Source organism: Sphingomonas pollutisoli, from assembly GCF_029167165.1.
GTDB classification, from domain to species: domain Bacteria; phylum Pseudomonadota; class Alphaproteobacteria; order Sphingomonadales; family Sphingomonadaceae; genus Sphingomonas; species Sphingomonas pollutisoli.
Genome location: NZ_JARFNJ010000005.1, coordinates 84,702 through 100,053, shown reverse-complemented (window position 1 = coordinate 100,053; position 15,352 = coordinate 84,702). Strand labels below are relative to the sequence as shown.

The window sequence follows — 15,352 nt, the reverse complement described above, 5'->3', positions numbered from 1 at the left end:
CGGACAATGTGTTTTCGTTGTCCGCCGTTGCGCTGCCTGACGTAGTTGAAGCGGGGACGCGGACATGACTGATCCTATCCGAATCGTCGTCGCCGGCGGCGGCACCGCCGGGTGGATGGCCGCGGCGACCTTCGCGCGGTTCCTGGAGGTGGGGTTCGAAATCGATCTGGTCGAATCCGAGGAGATCGGCGCGGTCGGCGTCGGCGAGGCGACGATCCCGCAGATCCGGCTGTTCAACGATGCGCTCGGGCTCGACGAGGATGCATTCCTGCGCGCAACGCAAGGGACGTACAAGCTCGGGATCGAGTTCGTCGACTGGCTTCGGCCGGGGCACCGCTACATGCATGCGTTCGGCGATGTCGGTCGCGATGTCGGCTTGTTGCCGTTCCACCAATATTGGTTGCGCGCGCGCGGGCTGGGCGCGGCGGGCGAGCTTACCGCTTATTCGCTCAACAACCAGGCGGCGCTGGCCGAGCGGATGCAGCGCGGGCCGGCGAAGACAGCGCGGCTGCTGCCGGACATGCCCTCCGCCTTTCATTTCGACGCCGCGCTCTATGCCCGCCATCTGCGGCGCTACAGCGAGGCGCGGGGGGTGAACCGCGTCGAGGGCAAGATCGTCCGCGTCGAGCAGGATACGACGGGCGACGTGTCGCGGCTGGTGCTCGAGGACGGCACCGCGCTCGGCGCCGACCTCTACATCGACTGCACCGGCTTTCACGGGTTGCTGATCGAGCAGACGCTCAAGACCGGCTATGATGACTGGTCTCACTGGCTGCCATGCGACCGCGCGATCGCGGTGCCCTCGGCGCGGGGCGGGGCGCTGACGCCTTACACGCGCGCCACCGCCAAGGCCGCAGGCTGGCAGTGGCGGATCCCGTTGCAGCACCGCACCGGCAACGGCATCGTCTATTCCTCCGCGCATCTGAGCGAGGACGAGGCGACCGCGACCCTCCTCGCCGGGCTCGATGAGGAGGCGATCGCCGAACCGCGGCCGATCCCGTTCCGTACCGGCAAGCGCCGGAAGATGTGGAACCGCAACGTCGTCGCGATCGGGCTGGCCGCCGGCTTCATGGAACCGCTCGAATCCACGAGCATCCATCTGATCCAGTCGGCGATCTCGCGGTTGATGAAATTCCTTCCGGCCCGCTCGATCGCCGAGGCCGACCGCGCCGAATTCAATCGGCAGAGCGATTTCGAGTATGAGCGGGTCCGCGACCTCATCATCCTGCATTATCACGCCAATGATCGTAGCGAGCCGTTCTGGCGGGTGTGCCGCGAGATGGAGTTGCCCGAAACGCTCGCCGCCAAGATCGCGCTGTGGCGCGGCAATGGCCATATCACGCGTGAGCATGAGGAACTGTTCACCGAGGTCGGCTGGTTGCAGGTCCTGGTGGGGCAGGGCGTGATGCCGGCGGGACATCATCCGCTCGCCGACGCGGTTTCGGCTGCGGACCTCGCCGAGTTCATGGACACGATAGACAAGCTCAACGCGCGCGAGGTGGCGCAGATGCCGAGCCACGCCGACTTCATCGCGGGCCATTGCGCCGCGCCGCTACCGGTGGCGGCATGAGCGTCGTCGCCGCGCTGCTGATGGCGCTGGCCGGACCGGCCGCCGTACCGATCGACGTGGTCCGCGCGCGCCCGCCCGAGGATGACGTGATCTATTTCGTGCTGCCCGACCGCTTCGAGAACGGCGACCCGTCGAACGATCGCGGCGGCCTTACTGGCGACCGGCTGGTCACCGGCTACGACCCGAGCGACGCGGGCTTCTATCATGGCGGCGATCTCAGAGGGCTGACCGAGCGGCTTGACTATATCGAGGCGCTTGGCGCGACCGCGATCTGGATCGGGCCGGTCTTGAAGAACAAGCCCGTGCAGGGGCCGCCGGGTCACGAGAGCGCGGGCTATCACGGCTATTGGATCACCGACTTCACCACGGTCGATCCGCATTTCGGGACCGAGGCCGAGTTCAAGGCGCTGGTCGATGCGGCACATGCGCGCGGGATGAAGGTCTATATGGACATCATCGCCAACCATACGGCGGACGTGATCCAGTATCGCGAATGCGTCGGCAGGCCGTGCGCCTATCGCAGCAAGGCGGATTACCCCTATTCGCGCAAGGGCGGCGTGAGCGGAAAGGCGATAAACCCCCAGTTTCAGGGGGACGCGGTGGAGACGCCCGAGAATTTCGCGGCGCTCACCGATCCGAGCTATGCCTACACGCCGTTCGTCGCCGCCGCCGAGGCCACGGTGAAGGTGCCCGCCTGGCTCAATGACCCGCGCTATTACCACAATCGTGGTGACTCGACCTTTGCCGGGGAATCCGCGCGGTTCGGGGATTTCGCCGGTCTCGATGATCTGATGACCGAAGACCCGCGCGTGATCGACGGGTTCATCGCGATCTACGGGAACTGGATCGACCGGTTCGGCATCGACGGCTTTCGGATCGACACGGCGCGGCACGTGAATCCGGAGTTCTGGCAGCGTTTCGTGCCCGCGATGCAGGCCCGGGCCGCCGCGCGCGGCATCCCGCACTTCCACATCTTCGGCGAAGTCTATTCCGAGGCGGTCGATCCCGGCTACACCGCCCAATATACCCGGCGCGACACGCTGCCGGCGGTGCTCGACTTTTCCTTCCAGGCGGCGGCGCGCGCACTGCTGTCGGGGAAGGCGGGAACCGATGTGTTCGCCAAGTGGGTGGATGGCGATGTGCTTTACGAGGGCGGCGAGGCGGGGGCGCGGCAGTTGCCGACTTTCCTCGGCAATCACGACATGGGGCGGATCGGCTATATGCTCGACCAGGCATGGCCACACGCAAGCGAGGCGGAGCGCCTTCAGCGCCTCACGCTCGCGCACGTCCTGCTGCTCGCCGCGCGCGGTGTGCCGACGATCTACTCGGGCGACGAACAGGGCTTCACCGGCCATGGCGGGGACCGGGACTCGCGCGAGGATCTGTTCGCGAGCCAGGTCGCGCGCTACAACAGCAATCGGCTGATCGGCACGAACACCACCACGGCCACGGCGCATTTCGGACAGGACAATCCGATCTTCGCCACGATCGCCAAGCTGTCGCGCCTGCGCCGCGACCATGCGCAGCTTCGCCGTGGCCGGACGGTGGTGCGCTTCACGACGGACAAGCCGGGCCTGCTCGCCTTCACGCGCGGTGATGACGACGGACAGGAGATCCTCGTCGCGGTCAACACCAGCACCGCGCCGATCGCGCAGAATGTCGCGGTCGGCACCCGGTCCGTGCGGTTCGCCACGCTCGCCGGCGCCTGTCCGGGCGCCGCCGCCGCGCCCGGCTCGGCGCGTATCATCCTGCCGCCCCTTGGCTATGCCATCTGCGCGGCCGTCCCCAGCGAATGAATCCGATGACCCTTGCCCGTGCACAGACCGCGACTCCCTGGTGGAAGGGTGCCGTGATCTACCAGATCTACCCGCGCAGTTTCGCCGATTCGAACGGTGACGGCATCGGTGATCTCGCGGGTATCACCGCGCATCTCGACCACGTCGCGTCACTTGGCGTCGATGCGGTGTGGCTGTCCCCCTTCTTCACGTCGCCGATGAAGGATTTCGGTTATGACGTGGCGGATTATCGCGATGTCGACCCGATCTTCGGGACGCTCGCCGATTTCGATGCGTTGATCGCCCGCGCGCACGCGCTCGACCTTCGGATCATCATCGACCAGGTCTATTCACACACCTCGGACCAGCACGCATGGTTTCAGCAGAGCCGCGCCGGGCGTTCGGGCGACAAGGCCGACTGGTATGTCTGGGCGGATGCGAAGCCCGACGGCACCCCGCCTTCCAACTGGCAATCGGTGTTCGGCGGCCCGGCGTGGACCTGGGATGCGCGCCGCCAGCAATATTATCTGCACAATTTCCTCAAGGACCAGCCGCAGCTCAACGGGCACAATCCGGCGGTGCAGGAGGCGTTGCTTGCGACCGCGCGCTTCTGGCTCGATCGCGGGGTCGACGGCTTCCGCCTGGATGCGCTCAATTTCGCGATGCATGATCCCGCGCTGACCGATAACCCGCCCGCGCCCGACACCAATCGCGCCCGCACGCGGCCGTTCGATTTTCAGCTCAAGCTCTATAACCAAGGTCATCCCGACATTCTCGGGCTGCTCGCTCGTATCCGCACCTTGCTCGACGAATATGGCGCGCGGTTCACGGTGGCGGAGGTCGGCGGCGACGACAGCGATCGCGAGATGAAAGCGTTCACCGCGGGAGATACGCGCCTGAACAGCGCCTATGGCTTCGACTTTCTCTATGCCGACCGGCTGACCCCGGACCTGATCGCCGATGCGGTGGGCAATTGGCCCGACGCGCCGGGCGTCGGCTGGCCGAGCTGGGCCTTCGAGAATCACGACGCGCCGCGCGCGCTGTCCCGCTGGACCGTGCCCGAGCACGCCTCCGCGTTCGCGCGCATGAAGATGCTGTTGCTGGTCGCGCTGCGCGGCAATATTTTCCTGTATCAAGGGGAAGAACTCGGCCTCACCCAAGTCGATATCCCATTCGCCGAGTTGCTCGATCCCGAGGCGATCGCCAACTGGCCGATGACGCTGTCACGCGATGGGGCGCGTACGCCGATGCCTTGGATCGGGACGGCGCCCGACATGGGTTTCGGCAGCGGCGCGGCAAAGCCGTGGCTGCCGTTCGGCGACGATCATCGCGCCCTGGCGGTCGATGTGCAGCAGGCGGACGCGGGCTCGTTGCTGCACTGGACGCGGACGGTGATCGCCGCGCGCAACGCGCATCCGGCGCTTCGCCGGGGCAGCATCCGCGTCGTCCACAGCGATGATGCGGTGATCGCGTTCGAGCGGGAGGAGGGCGGCGAGCGCCTGCTGTGCGTGTTCAATCTGGGAGCAACGCCGCGCGACTGGCCGGGGCCGACCGCCACGGGCGAAACGATTCTCGCGGCGAACGACGCTGACATGGCGCGCCTGCCCGCGTTTTCGGGATTGGTGGTGCGGCGATGACCGCGATCGTCAGCCGAGCCGCGAACGTGACCTCTACCGCGCACGAGCGCCATCCGTTGCACAAGGATTTGCCATGAAACGTCTCGCCTTGCTTCTCGCCGTCTCGACGTGTCTGGGCGGCATTCCGGCGGCATATGCGCAGCAGAGCACCGCTCCTGTGCTTACGCCCCATAGCGACGGCGTCGAAATCCGCACCGCTACCACCGCGACGCGGCTGACGGCGCTTACCGACGGGCTGATCCGTGTGCGCATCGCCAAGGACGGGAAATATCCCGAGGATGCGAGCTGGGCGGTGCCAGCGGCGGTGCGCAGGCAGGCGGTGAAGGTCACCGCCACCCCCGACGGTTTCACCACCGCCAGCGTTCGCGTCCGCGTTGGTACGACCGGCGGCGTGTCGTTCGAAACGCTCGACGGCAAGGTGATCTCGGCCGATGCGGCCCCGGCGAAGCTCGACGGCACGGCGTTCACCATCGCCAAGACACTGCCGGTCTCCGAACACTTCTTCGGGCTGGGCGACAAGACCCAGGGGCTGGACCGGCGCGGGCACGCCTTCGTCGACTGGAACACCGACGCGTTCGGCTTCACCAGTGCCGACGACCCGATCTACAAGTCCATCCCGTTCTTCATCGCGACCGGCGGGGCGGGGGGCAGCTACGGCGTCCTGCTCGACAACACGTACCGCACCTGGTTCGACTTCGGCCACCGCGACGCCGACACGCTTCAGTTCGGCGGACCTGACGGCCCGATCAATTATTATTTCATCGCCGGCCCTTCGGTGGCCGAAGTCACCCGCCGCTACGCCGACCTGACCGGCCGGCCGCCGCTCGCGCCGAAATGGGCGTTCGGCTACCAACAGTCGCGCTATAGCTACATGTCGGCGGATGAGGTGCGCGGTATCGCCGCCCGGCTGCGCGCCGACCGCATCCCGACCGACGTGATCTGGCTCGATATCGACTATCAGGATCGCAACCGGCCGTTCACGAGCAACCCCAAGACCTTCCCCGACCTGCCCGGACTCGTCCGGGAGATGGGCAAGACCGGGATCAAGCTGGTCGCGATCACCGACCTGCACATCGCCAAGGTCGATGAAGGCTATGCGCCTTATCAGAGCGGGCTGGCGCAGGATGCGTTCGTCAAGAACCCGGACGGCAGCACCTATGTCGCGCCGGTGTGGCCGGGGCCATCGGTGTTTCCCGAGTTCACGCAGAAGGCGGGGCGTGACTATTGGGGTGGGTTGTTCAACGGCTTCGTCGACAGCGGCATCGCCGGCTTCTGGAACGACATGAACGAGCCGGCGATCTTCGCCACGCCGACCAAGACCATGCCGCTCGACACCCGTCACCGTATCGCCAGCGACGATTTCGCGCCGCGCGTGACCGACCACCGCGAGATCCACAACGTGTATGGCATGGAGAATACCCGCGCCACGTATGACGGGCTGCTCAAGCTGCGCCCCGACGAGCGCCCATTCGTCATGACCCGTGCCAGCTATGCCGGCGGCCAGCGCTATGCGGTCACCTGGACCGGCGACAACAGCGCGACCTGGGATCATCTGAAGCTGTCGATCCACCAGATTCTCAACCTCGGTCTGTCGGGCTTCGCGTACAGCGCCGCCGACGTCAGCGGTTTCGCGGGCGGCCCCAGCGCCGACCTGCTCACCCGCTGGTTCGAAATCGGTGCCTTCACCCCCGTGTTCCGCGACCATAGCGCCACCGGCACGCCACGGGTCGAGCCGTGGGTCGATGGCCCCGATCATCTCGCGATCCGCCGCCGCTTCGTCGAGGAACGCTACCGGCTGATGCCGTATCTCTACGCGCTCGCCGATCAGAACAGCCGTCTGGGCGACCCGATCATGCGGCCGGTCTTCTATGATTACCCGTCGGCGCTCAACGCTTCGTGCAACCAGTCCATGGTGTTCACGCTCGGCAAGGCGCTGCTGATCGCGCCGCCGCCGAACCCGGAATCGCCGCAGACCTATGATGTCTGCCTGCCCGCGGGCGGCTGGTTCGACTATTGGAGCGGCCAGCGGGTCGGCACCGCTGAGCTGGACTCCGAAGGGCCGATCCAGTCGGCGACGCAGGCGGTTCCGACCGCGCACACGCGCGGCGACAAGGTGATCGAGACGCCGCGGCTCGAACGGCTCCCTGTCTTCGTCCGCGCGGGCACGATTCTGCCACGCCAGCCGCTGGTACAGAGCACGGCGGAAACCCCGAGCGGACCGCTGCGGCTGGATGTCTATCCGGGCGATGACTGCGCAGGGACGCTCTATGAGGATGACGGCCACAGCCTCGGCTATGCGCGGCGCGCCTCCCTGCGTCAGACGGTGCGCTGTGCCGCGAACCCGCACGGCCTCTCGATCGACTTCGATCCACGCGCGGGACATTTCACGCCGTGGTGGTCGAAAATCACCGTTACGGTCCACGGATGGTCCGGGGGCGCCGATGTCGAGCATGATGGTAGGCCGACCGACGCGATTGTGGACAGCGCCGCCAAGACCGTTTCCTTCACGATTCCCGCGCCGAAACACGCCAGCCGGATCGCGCTGTCGGCGCGTTAGTGGCGGCGACGGGTGTCTTGGCAGTCGGCGGATCGGGGCGGGTGATAGCCAGCCGCCCCGACCGCATCTCCTCAGAACTGGTAGGAGGTTTTCAGCGTGAAGGTCCGGCCCGAATCCACGATGGCGCCGATCGTGCTGCTGGAACGTCCGATCGTGGCATAATAGCTGCGCTCGTTGGAGAGGTTCGAGATTGCGCCTTCGAGCTTGGCGGGGCCGAAGGCGTAGGCCACATGCAGATCGAGCTGCGAGCGGGCGTGGACCCAGCCATCGAGATCGCTGGAACCGCCGATCACCGCATATTGATACACATAATCGCTCGTGTAGCGGTACGAGAGATCGGCGCGCAGACCGCCGACGAGATATGAAACCTGCGCGTTGGCGGTGAGATCGGGCTGGTAGAGCAGCCGCTCGTTCGGGGAGAGGCCGCCCTTGGGATCGACGCGCGACCCCTCGAACGTGGCGTTGCCCGACAGGACGAGGCTTCCGGGAAGGGCGGGCGCCGCCTCGATCGTGACGCTACCTGCCAGTTCCACGCCATAGACGTTACCGCTGCCGCCGTTCACCGGTTTGGAGATCGTCGTCGCACCGGTCTCGGTCGAGACGTTGGCGTAGTTGTTGACCTGCGAGTAGAAGAAGTTGTCGAGCGCCTTGTAGAAAGCGCTCACCGACAGCGCCGTCGTGTTGTTCGCGAATTCGACCGAGGCATCGAAGTTGGTCGACTCCATCGCCTTCAGGTCCGGGTTGCCCTGCGTGATGCTGGTGGTGCCGCCCGCTTCGGCGCCGCCGCCCGACTTGGAGATCCGCTGGCCGCCGGCCAATTGGAAGAACGAGGGCGGCATATAGGTGCGCGATACCGACATGCGCAGCGCGAGCCGCTCGCTCGGCCGTAGATTGACCTGCAGGCTCGGCAAGAGCTTGTCGTACGTGGTCTTGCTCGACGCGAAAGTGCCGATGATCTCATTGCCGGCGCCGTCCGTCGGGAGCGTCCAGTAGACGTTGGTGATGTCGGTATGCTCGTAGCGCGCGCCGACGAGTACCTGACCGATCCCGACGCCGAACGTGGCCATGGCATAGCCGGACGTGACCCGCTCATGCCCGCTTTGCGTGTTGCAATTGTGATTGTTGATATTGCCGGCGACCGAGCCGGGATCGCTGCAACTGTCGTCCGCGTCGGCGAGCGTTCCGTAGTTCTGCGCGATATCGGCGTTGAACAGCCTGTCGAGCGCGCTTCGGTTAATGAGCGGTGCCGAGAAATTGTAGAGACCGGGCACCACCTGCGACACGCTGCCATCGAAGATATTGAGCGTCGACCAGCTTACCTCGTGCCCGGCGGCATCGAAGACGCGATTGGACGAATAATCGTTGTAGGTGTGCTTGCGATAGGCGTCGCGATATTTGGCGCCGAAGCTGATCGTCTTGAACACGCCGGCATCCACGTCGATATCGCCGTCGAGCTTCAGGCCCCATTTGGTCTGATGGCTGAATTCGGCGGAGAGTTCGCCGGCACGGCGGGCGTTGTAGTTGGCGATCCCGTCGAAGAACGCATATTGCGCGGCGGAGCCGATCAGGATCGGCTGGCCGTCGCGGTAGGTGAACATCGTCGTGCCGCTATAGGGCAGGGAGCTGCCGCTATTGGGCTTGCGGGCCGAGATTTCCTGATGGTCCGGTGCGTTATATTCGCCCGCGCTGAAGAAGGCGTTGGGGCGCAGCGTGAGCTTGCCGAATTTGAGGTCGCCGCCCAGTTGCGCGGTGGCGAGCAGCGCCTGCTCGGGCGAGGTGCTGAAATAATAGCGCGGGCGAAGCTGGGTGATGTTCGTCGCATAGGTGCCGGTCGTGCCGATTTGCGTGCGGCTGGTGCTGTCGGCGTAGATCTGCTCGTAATAGGAATCCTGCGCGATATCATTCCGCGCATAGGTGCCGCGGATGTACCAATGCTGGCTCTCGTCCGGCGCCCAATCGAGCGAGGCGCTGCCGCCGTAGCGCGTGATGAGACCGTTGGTGAAACCCGCGTTCACGCCCAGCGACGTGAGGTTGTCCGCGCGCGAGCCTGGGGCGGCGCTGGTGCCGTCGACGTTTTGCAGCGCATAGGTCCACTGTCCGTTGGTGGCAGCGGGATACACGCCATCGACGATGCTGTTGGTGAAGTTGGTGCGGTCATAATAGCCCGACACATAGAAGCCGAACTGTTTGGACGCACCGAAGGTCTTGGCGAATTCGGCAGTCGCGGTCTCGCCGTCGGCATCCTGCTTGTAATCGCGCGCGCGCGACGCGAGGCGCCCGGTCACCGACACGTTGAACACCGTCGGCCGGTCGAAATCGGCGGCTGTGGGGGTGCGGAAATCGATCGAGCCGCCGATCGCGGTGCCGTCGAGCCCGGGCAGGAAGGTCTTGTTGACGACGATGCGGTGCATACCGCTGGGCGGCAGCAGGTTGAGCGGCACCTGACGGCTGAACGGCATCCCCTGCGCGCCTTCGACACCGTTGATGAGGTTGATGTTATATTCTGCGTCCATCCCGCGCAGCGCGACGTAATTGCCCTGGCCGCGACCGGCGATGTCCGTCGCGACGCTGTTGGTATTGCCCTGTCCGCCGTTGAACACGCTGACGCCGGGCAGGCGCGCGAGCGATTCGGCGAGGTTGACGTCGGGGGCTTGCTCGATCTTCGCGGCGCTCAGTTCGGCGACAGCGTTGGGCGAGGCCAATTGCTCTTGTTCGAGGCTGCCCTTCTGGCGGCTCCCCTTCACAATGATCGTCTCGCGGCCGGGTGCGTCAGCATCGGCGGCGGTGGACTCCTGCGCCTGCGCATGCGCGAGCGCTGGAATGGCGAAAGCCGAGGAAAGCAGCAGCAATCGCGCGGTCGTGCGGAATTTCATGATATGTGGGCCCCCCGTCGCGCGTGCCTTCACCAAAGCGGCGTGGCGGGCTGCGACGGAGGTGCCGCTATCAGCGCTCTGTGGCGGGACGGTTCCAGCTCATGGCTATTTTTGTGACAGTCTTCTGGACGTTTCGTTTTAACGTCAACGCGCCAGCCGGACGACGAAATTGAGCTTCAGCGGATCGTCCGCTCCGGCATAGTAATCCGTGCTGATGATCTGCGCGCCGGAGCGCGACGCCGCCTCCAGCCGCGACCGATCATGCGCGCGCGCCTCGACGGTTTCGGCATCGGCACGGGTTCGCACGATGAACCCCGCCGCGACCGCACGGCGGATCGCGGTCTCATCCCGCCTCGGATCCTGGATGTTCAGGAAGGCCGCTTCAGGTGCGTCCTCCGGGTAAAAGCCGAACATCACGCGACCGCGTAGCGATGCATGCCCATGGCGATACCGATCCAGCACGGTGCCGCCCGCATCGAGCACCAGCAGCACCTTGCCCGCCGTGGCACGCACGCTCGGCCAGCCGTCATGCGTCACCGCGTCGCGCAAGCTCGCGTGGCGGCCGCGAACCTGATCGGGCGTGACGAGGCCCTGCGGCCCGAACGCGGCGAGCGCGGCGGCATCGACGGCGGCAAGCGCGGTTTCGTCGAACGCGGGGAGGTCTGGCATGATGGGATTATCGGTATGCCCTTCACTCGGATTGATCGTGATGACGATCGGATGGTGCCCGGGATGCGCGCGGGACCATCGTGCGACTTGCGTCAGGCATTCGGCGATCGTCAGGCAAAGCGTGCGCCGGTCGACGAAGGGTACGTGGAGTATTTTGGGGCCGGGGCGGAGCATCGCGGCATAGCGATCGGGCTGGCCGACATAGGGTGCGGCGTAGAGCCCGCCATGCGGATCGGCGAGCGGATCGAATTCGAGTTGGCGCAGGCCGAGATCGAGCTGGCGCGCGATCGGCGGATGGCCATATTCCACGCCGGCCGATTGCTCGCGCAGCACGGCTCGCTGTTCGGCGAGCGAGGCGGCGGTAAAGGCGGGTCGGTAGGAGTTGTGCGATCCGAGCACCCGCATTCCATTGAGCGGCGCCTCGCTCAGCCGATCGGCATCGGGGTTGGCGGCGCCGGACGGCGGCGACGCGTCCTGCCCCGACGCGATGCCGCCGATGCCGGCCAGGGCGGCACAGGCGAGCAATGCCTTGCGCACGTCGATCATCCATCGTCTCCGAAACATCATGCCTGGGCGGGATCGCTGATCGCGGCCCACGGTCCGGCGACGCACCCGGCCAGCCGACGCCGCCATCCGCCCGGCGCGGTGAGGATGAGGTCGTACCAGCCGTGCGTCGGCGCGAGCGGCCAGGCGTGCGTGCCCGGCGCTTCGGGCGTCCAGCCGGTGTGCTCGGTATGATAAGCGCCCGGCGCGACCTGCACGCCGCCGGCTTGCTTCGCCTCGATCCGCAGCGCTTTGCCCGACGCGCCAGCGTCGACGATGCGCCACGTCACCACGGGTTCGGCGCGGCCGCTGCCCACGAACAGCCGGTGGAAGCCCGCCGGCCCGAGTACGAACAGATCGTAGCCCCGCTCACCATCCAGCGGCCAGTCGGCGTGCAGCATCTTGCCCGGTTCGACCGTGTAGCGGCGCGGGATCGCGTCCAGCCGTAACCGGTCATAGACGTGGAACACCACGCCTAGACCGCCCTCCGCCGTGAAAGTCAGGCGAAAGGCGCCGCCCTCGACCGCACCATGCACTTCGGGCCGGTAGCGCGTCGCAACCGCCGGGCGGATGCCGGCCGCCTGCCGGGGCGGCGGCTGATCCTCGGGCGCGCCCGGGCGCGGCTGATGCGCGATCGCCTGCGCCGCCGCCCGCCGCGCCGGCGCTTCGGCCATCGTGTCGATCAGCGAGCGTGTCAGCGCCGCGGGCCTGGCACCCTGCGCGAAATCGAACGCGGGCACGAGATCGCTGCACACCGCCCGCCGCCATGCGGAGATGTTGGGTTCATCGACGCCGAACCGTGCCGTCATAAAGCGTAGCACCGAGGTATGGTCGGCCACTTCCGAGAACACCCGCCCGCCGCGCGTCCACGGCGACAGCACGTACATCGGCACGCGCGGCCCCAGGCCATATGGTCGGCCGCGCAGCGCCGGTCGGTCGCTCTCGGCGCCGGGCGCGGGCAGGCGGTGGTATTCGCCGTCGGTGCTGACGGTGCTGGCGCCCGCGAAGCCGCCGGCGTCGGGCGAGGGCGGTGCCGGGGGCGGCACGTGATCGAAAAAGCCGTCATTCTCGTCGAAGTTGATGAACAGGGCGGTTCGCGCCCACACCTTGGGGTTGGCGGTCAAGGCCGCGATCACCTGTGCGGTATAGGCGGCGCCCTGCGCGGGGCTGGAGGGGCCGGGATGTTCCGATCCTTCCGCCGTCCCGACGATCCAACTGATGCTGGGCAGACGGTCGGCCAGGCAATCGGCGCGGAGCGCATCGAGCGCGCGTGTTGCCAGCCCCTTGTCGCGCAACACGCCGCGCGATCCCGGATCGCCCCGGTAGGCGGCGCGAAACTGGAGGAAATTGGCGAGCGGATTGTCGGTGAAATTGTCCGCCATGTCCTGATAGACCGCCCAGCTCACCCCGGCCGCCTCGAGCCGCTCGGGGTAAGTGGTCCAGAAGAAGCGCGGGCTGCTGGCCGCATCGGGCTTGGCGAGATCGTCGTCGGGGTTCTCGATGGTCGGGCCGCCGCCACGGCCGAATGGATCGTTGGTGCCGGTCCATTGAAACAGCCGGTTGCAATTGGTGCCGGTCTGCATCGAGCAGTGATAGGCGTCGCAAAGGGTGAAGGCGTCGGCCATCGCGAATTGGAAGGGCAGATCCTCGGCGCCGTAATGCGCCATCGCGCGCTGGGTCTTGGCCTCGGGCCAGTGGCCCATGCGACCGTGATCCCACGCGGCCTGTGCATCGGGCCAGTTGTGCGGCGTGCCGGCGACGCGCATCAGCTCGAAATGCTCGCGGGTCGCCATGCGGAACGGGCGCAGGACGCGCGGTGGCTTGGCGGTACCGTCATATTGATCCCAGACGGTGCGCGAAGGGCCGCCCGCCACACCGGCGACGGGAATGGGAAAGCGGTCGCCGAAGCCGCGCACGCCCGGCATCGTTCCGAAATAATGGTCGAAGCTGCGATTCTCCTGCATCAGCACGACGATATGGTCGATGTCGCCAAGGCCGCCACCGCGCCGGTCGGGGCCGATCGCGGCGGCGCGTGCGAGCGCCGGCGAAATCGCGGCGAGGGCCGCGCCTCGCATCGAGTGGCGGAGCAGCGAGCGACGGTCGATCATGGCGAAGACCTCACAAGAGTGGACAGGGCGGCCGCGCGCGACACGGCGACGCGCGCAGGACGGTCACGGCCTCACTTCAGGCCGAGCGCATCGCGGATCGTGTAGAACATATCGGTCTGGTCGGTGAGGCCGGCGAAATTGGCCGCGCGCGGGCCGTAGGCGGCGACGCGCAACTGCGTGCCGGTATGCCCCTGCGAGCCGACTTCCGAGGTGCCGTAATTCACCGTGAGGACGCTGCCGTCCTTGGTCAACAACGCCTCGGTCAGCCCCGGCGCCTGGCTGCCGTTGCCGATGATCTGGCTGGTATGCGCATGATCGGCGGTGACGATCACCAGCGTGTGTCCGTCTGCCTTGGCGAAGGCCAGCGCGACCTGTACCGCCTCATCGAGATCGACTGTCTCGCCGATCTGGCCGCACGGATTGGCGGCGTGATCCTCCTTGTCGATCGACGCGCCTTCCACCTGGAGCAGAAAGCCCTTGGGATTCTTGCGCAGCAGCGCGATCGCCTTGGTCGTCATCGCCGCGAGCGTCGGCACGCTGGCGGTACGCTCGGCATTGACTTCGCAGCGGACGGGCGGCTGGTCGATATTGCCGTGATGGCTGGCGCGCGGCCCCTTCCAGCGCACCGGCATGTTGCCTGGCGCGAACACGCCGAGCAGCGGGCGCCTGGCGTCGGCGCTGGTGACCGCGTTGAGCCCCGCCGCATCCTGCACCACTGCGAAGCCACGCGCGCGCGCCTGATCGAGCAGCGTCTTGCCCTGCCACGCTCCGGCCCGCGCGGTTTCCGCGAATGCGGCGCCGCCGCCGCCGAGCGCGACGTCGGGGCGGGTGTTGAGCAGTTGCTCGGCGATCGAGCCGGCGCCGCCTTTTTCAAGTGCGTTGGTGGGGCAGAGCTTGCTCGTCACGACCGGGCCGAAGCAGGCGCGCATGGTGACGTGCGCGATCTGCGCGGCGGGGGTCGCATCCTCGATCTCGGCGGTGGTCACGTCGCCCGTCGCGAAGCCCGCGGCCTTGGCAAGCTCGATCAGCGAGGGGTGCGGCGCTTCGCGGATATCGACGCCGATCGCGCCGTTGTAGCTCTTCACCCCCGTGCTCCACGCGGTCGCCGAGGCGGCGGAATCCGTGACGTAATCCGGCTTGCCGGTCGCTTTCTCCAGGGAATAATGCGTGTATTGGCCGGTCACGGGCAGTGCGTCGATACCTTTGAAATAGCCGCCCGCGCCTTCGGCATAATCGCGGGCGAGGGTGATTTCGGAATCGCCCATGCCATCGCCGATCAGCAGGATCACGTTGCGCACCGCGCCATCGCGGATCAGCGCGCGGTAGGTTGCGGTCATGTCGCCCTTGATGCGCCGCGCGCCGCCGGGTTGGCTGAGGTCTCCCTGGGCGGCGCGCGCGAGATCGACAGGGGCCGACTGCCCGACGGCGGCGGTCGCGGTGGCGAGGGCGAGAACGGCGGCGAACGGCGAGCGCAGGGGAAAGGTCATCGGCGGTCCTTGATCGGCGGGATTCGCCGCCTGAAGGCGACGGTCAGGATGCGGCTAGCGGGCTATTCTTGCAGGAATGATACAATGGGCGTCGACATGCCCGGCGCCGCCCGATGGTCTGCGACCTGAATGA

At 66.9% G+C, this 15,352-nt stretch carries 8 protein-coding genes; 4 read left to right on the top strand and 4 right to left on the bottom strand.

The window, feature by feature from the left end; translation table 11 throughout:
- Positions 1 to 64: 64 nt before the first annotated feature.
- The 4 genes from PX554_RS12320 (at position 65) to PX554_RS12305 (ending at position 7,539) form a co-directional block, all read left to right on the top strand.
- Positions 65 to 1,570 (top strand): tryptophan halogenase family protein, encoded by a 1,506-nt coding sequence (locus tag PX554_RS12320; protein ID WP_275502106.1) that lies wholly within the window; start codon positions 65 to 67, stop codon positions 1,568 to 1,570.
- On the top strand, positions 1,567 to 3,366 hold the full coding sequence (locus PX554_RS12315; RefSeq protein WP_275502105.1) for an alpha-amylase family glycosyl hydrolase: 1,800 nt from the start codon (positions 1,567 to 1,569) through the stop codon (positions 3,364 to 3,366). Before PX554_RS12320 ends, PX554_RS12315 begins: the two co-directional genes overlap by 4 nt.
- Positions 3,367 to 3,371: 5 nt before the next feature.
- Complete coding sequence (locus tag PX554_RS12310) at positions 3,372 to 4,982, top strand: alpha-amylase family glycosyl hydrolase (RefSeq protein WP_275502102.1); 1,611 nt, start codon at positions 3,372 to 3,374, stop codon at positions 4,980 to 4,982.
- Between the two features lie 73 nt (positions 4,983 to 5,055).
- Positions 5,056 to 7,539, top strand: a complete 2,484-nt coding sequence (locus PX554_RS12305; protein WP_275502101.1) for a glycoside hydrolase family 31 protein — start codon at positions 5,056 to 5,058, stop codon at positions 7,537 to 7,539.
- A gap of 71 nt (positions 7,540 to 7,610) precedes the next feature.
- Here the strand turns inward: PX554_RS12305 and PX554_RS12300 are convergent, their stop codons facing one another.
- The 4 genes from PX554_RS12300 to phoA all read right to left on the bottom strand — a co-directional run bounded on the left by PX554_RS12300 (position 7,611) and on the right by phoA (position 15,219).
- Entirely contained in the window at positions 7,611 to 10,412 is a 2,802-nt protein-coding gene (locus tag PX554_RS12300; RefSeq protein WP_275502099.1) for a TonB-dependent receptor, read from the bottom strand.
- Positions 10,413 to 10,556: 144 nt separating this feature from the next.
- A complete protein-coding gene (locus PX554_RS12295) occupies positions 10,557 to 11,627 on the bottom strand; it encodes a Ca2+-dependent phosphoinositide-specific phospholipase C (protein WP_275502097.1) in 1,071 nt (356 codons plus the stop codon).
- Positions 11,628 to 11,644: 17 nt separating this feature from the next.
- The gene (locus PX554_RS12290) at positions 11,645 to 13,732 is read right to left on the bottom strand and encodes a phosphocholine-specific phospholipase C (RefSeq protein ID WP_275502094.1); all 2,088 of its coding nucleotides are present in this window, start codon (positions 13,730 to 13,732) and stop codon (positions 11,645 to 11,647) included.
- Positions 13,733 to 13,803: 71 nt separating this feature from the next.
- A complete protein-coding gene (gene phoA / locus PX554_RS12285; RefSeq protein ID WP_275502093.1) occupies positions 13,804 to 15,219 on the bottom strand; it encodes an alkaline phosphatase in 1,416 nt (471 codons plus the stop codon).
- Positions 15,220 to 15,352 lie beyond the last annotated feature (133 nt).

Coding starts and splice junctions, on each gene's coding strand:
- PX554_RS12295 (WP_275502097.1), bottom strand. CDS start 11,627: ATGATCGACGTGCGCAAGGCATTGCTCGCCTGTGCCGCCCTGGCCGGC.
- PX554_RS12320 (WP_275502106.1), top strand. CDS start 65: ATGACTGATCCTATCCGAATCGTCGTCGCCGGCGGCGGCACCGCCGGG.
- PX554_RS12305 (WP_275502101.1), top strand. CDS start 5,056: ATGAAACGTCTCGCCTTGCTTCTCGCCGTCTCGACGTGTCTGGGCGGC.
- PX554_RS12300 (WP_275502099.1), bottom strand. CDS start 10,412: ATGAAATTCCGCACGACCGCGCGATTGCTGCTGCTTTCCTCGGCTTTC.
- PX554_RS12310 (WP_275502102.1), top strand. CDS start 3,372: ATGACCCTTGCCCGTGCACAGACCGCGACTCCCTGGTGGAAGGGTGCC.
- PX554_RS12290 (WP_275502094.1), bottom strand. CDS start 13,732: ATGATCGACCGTCGCTCGCTGCTCCGCCACTCGATGCGAGGCGCGGCC.
- PX554_RS12315 (WP_275502105.1), top strand. CDS start 1,567: ATGAGCGTCGTCGCCGCGCTGCTGATGGCGCTGGCCGGACCGGCCGCC.
- phoA (WP_275502093.1), bottom strand. CDS start 15,219: ATGACCTTTCCCCTGCGCTCGCCGTTCGCCGCCGTTCTCGCCCTCGCC.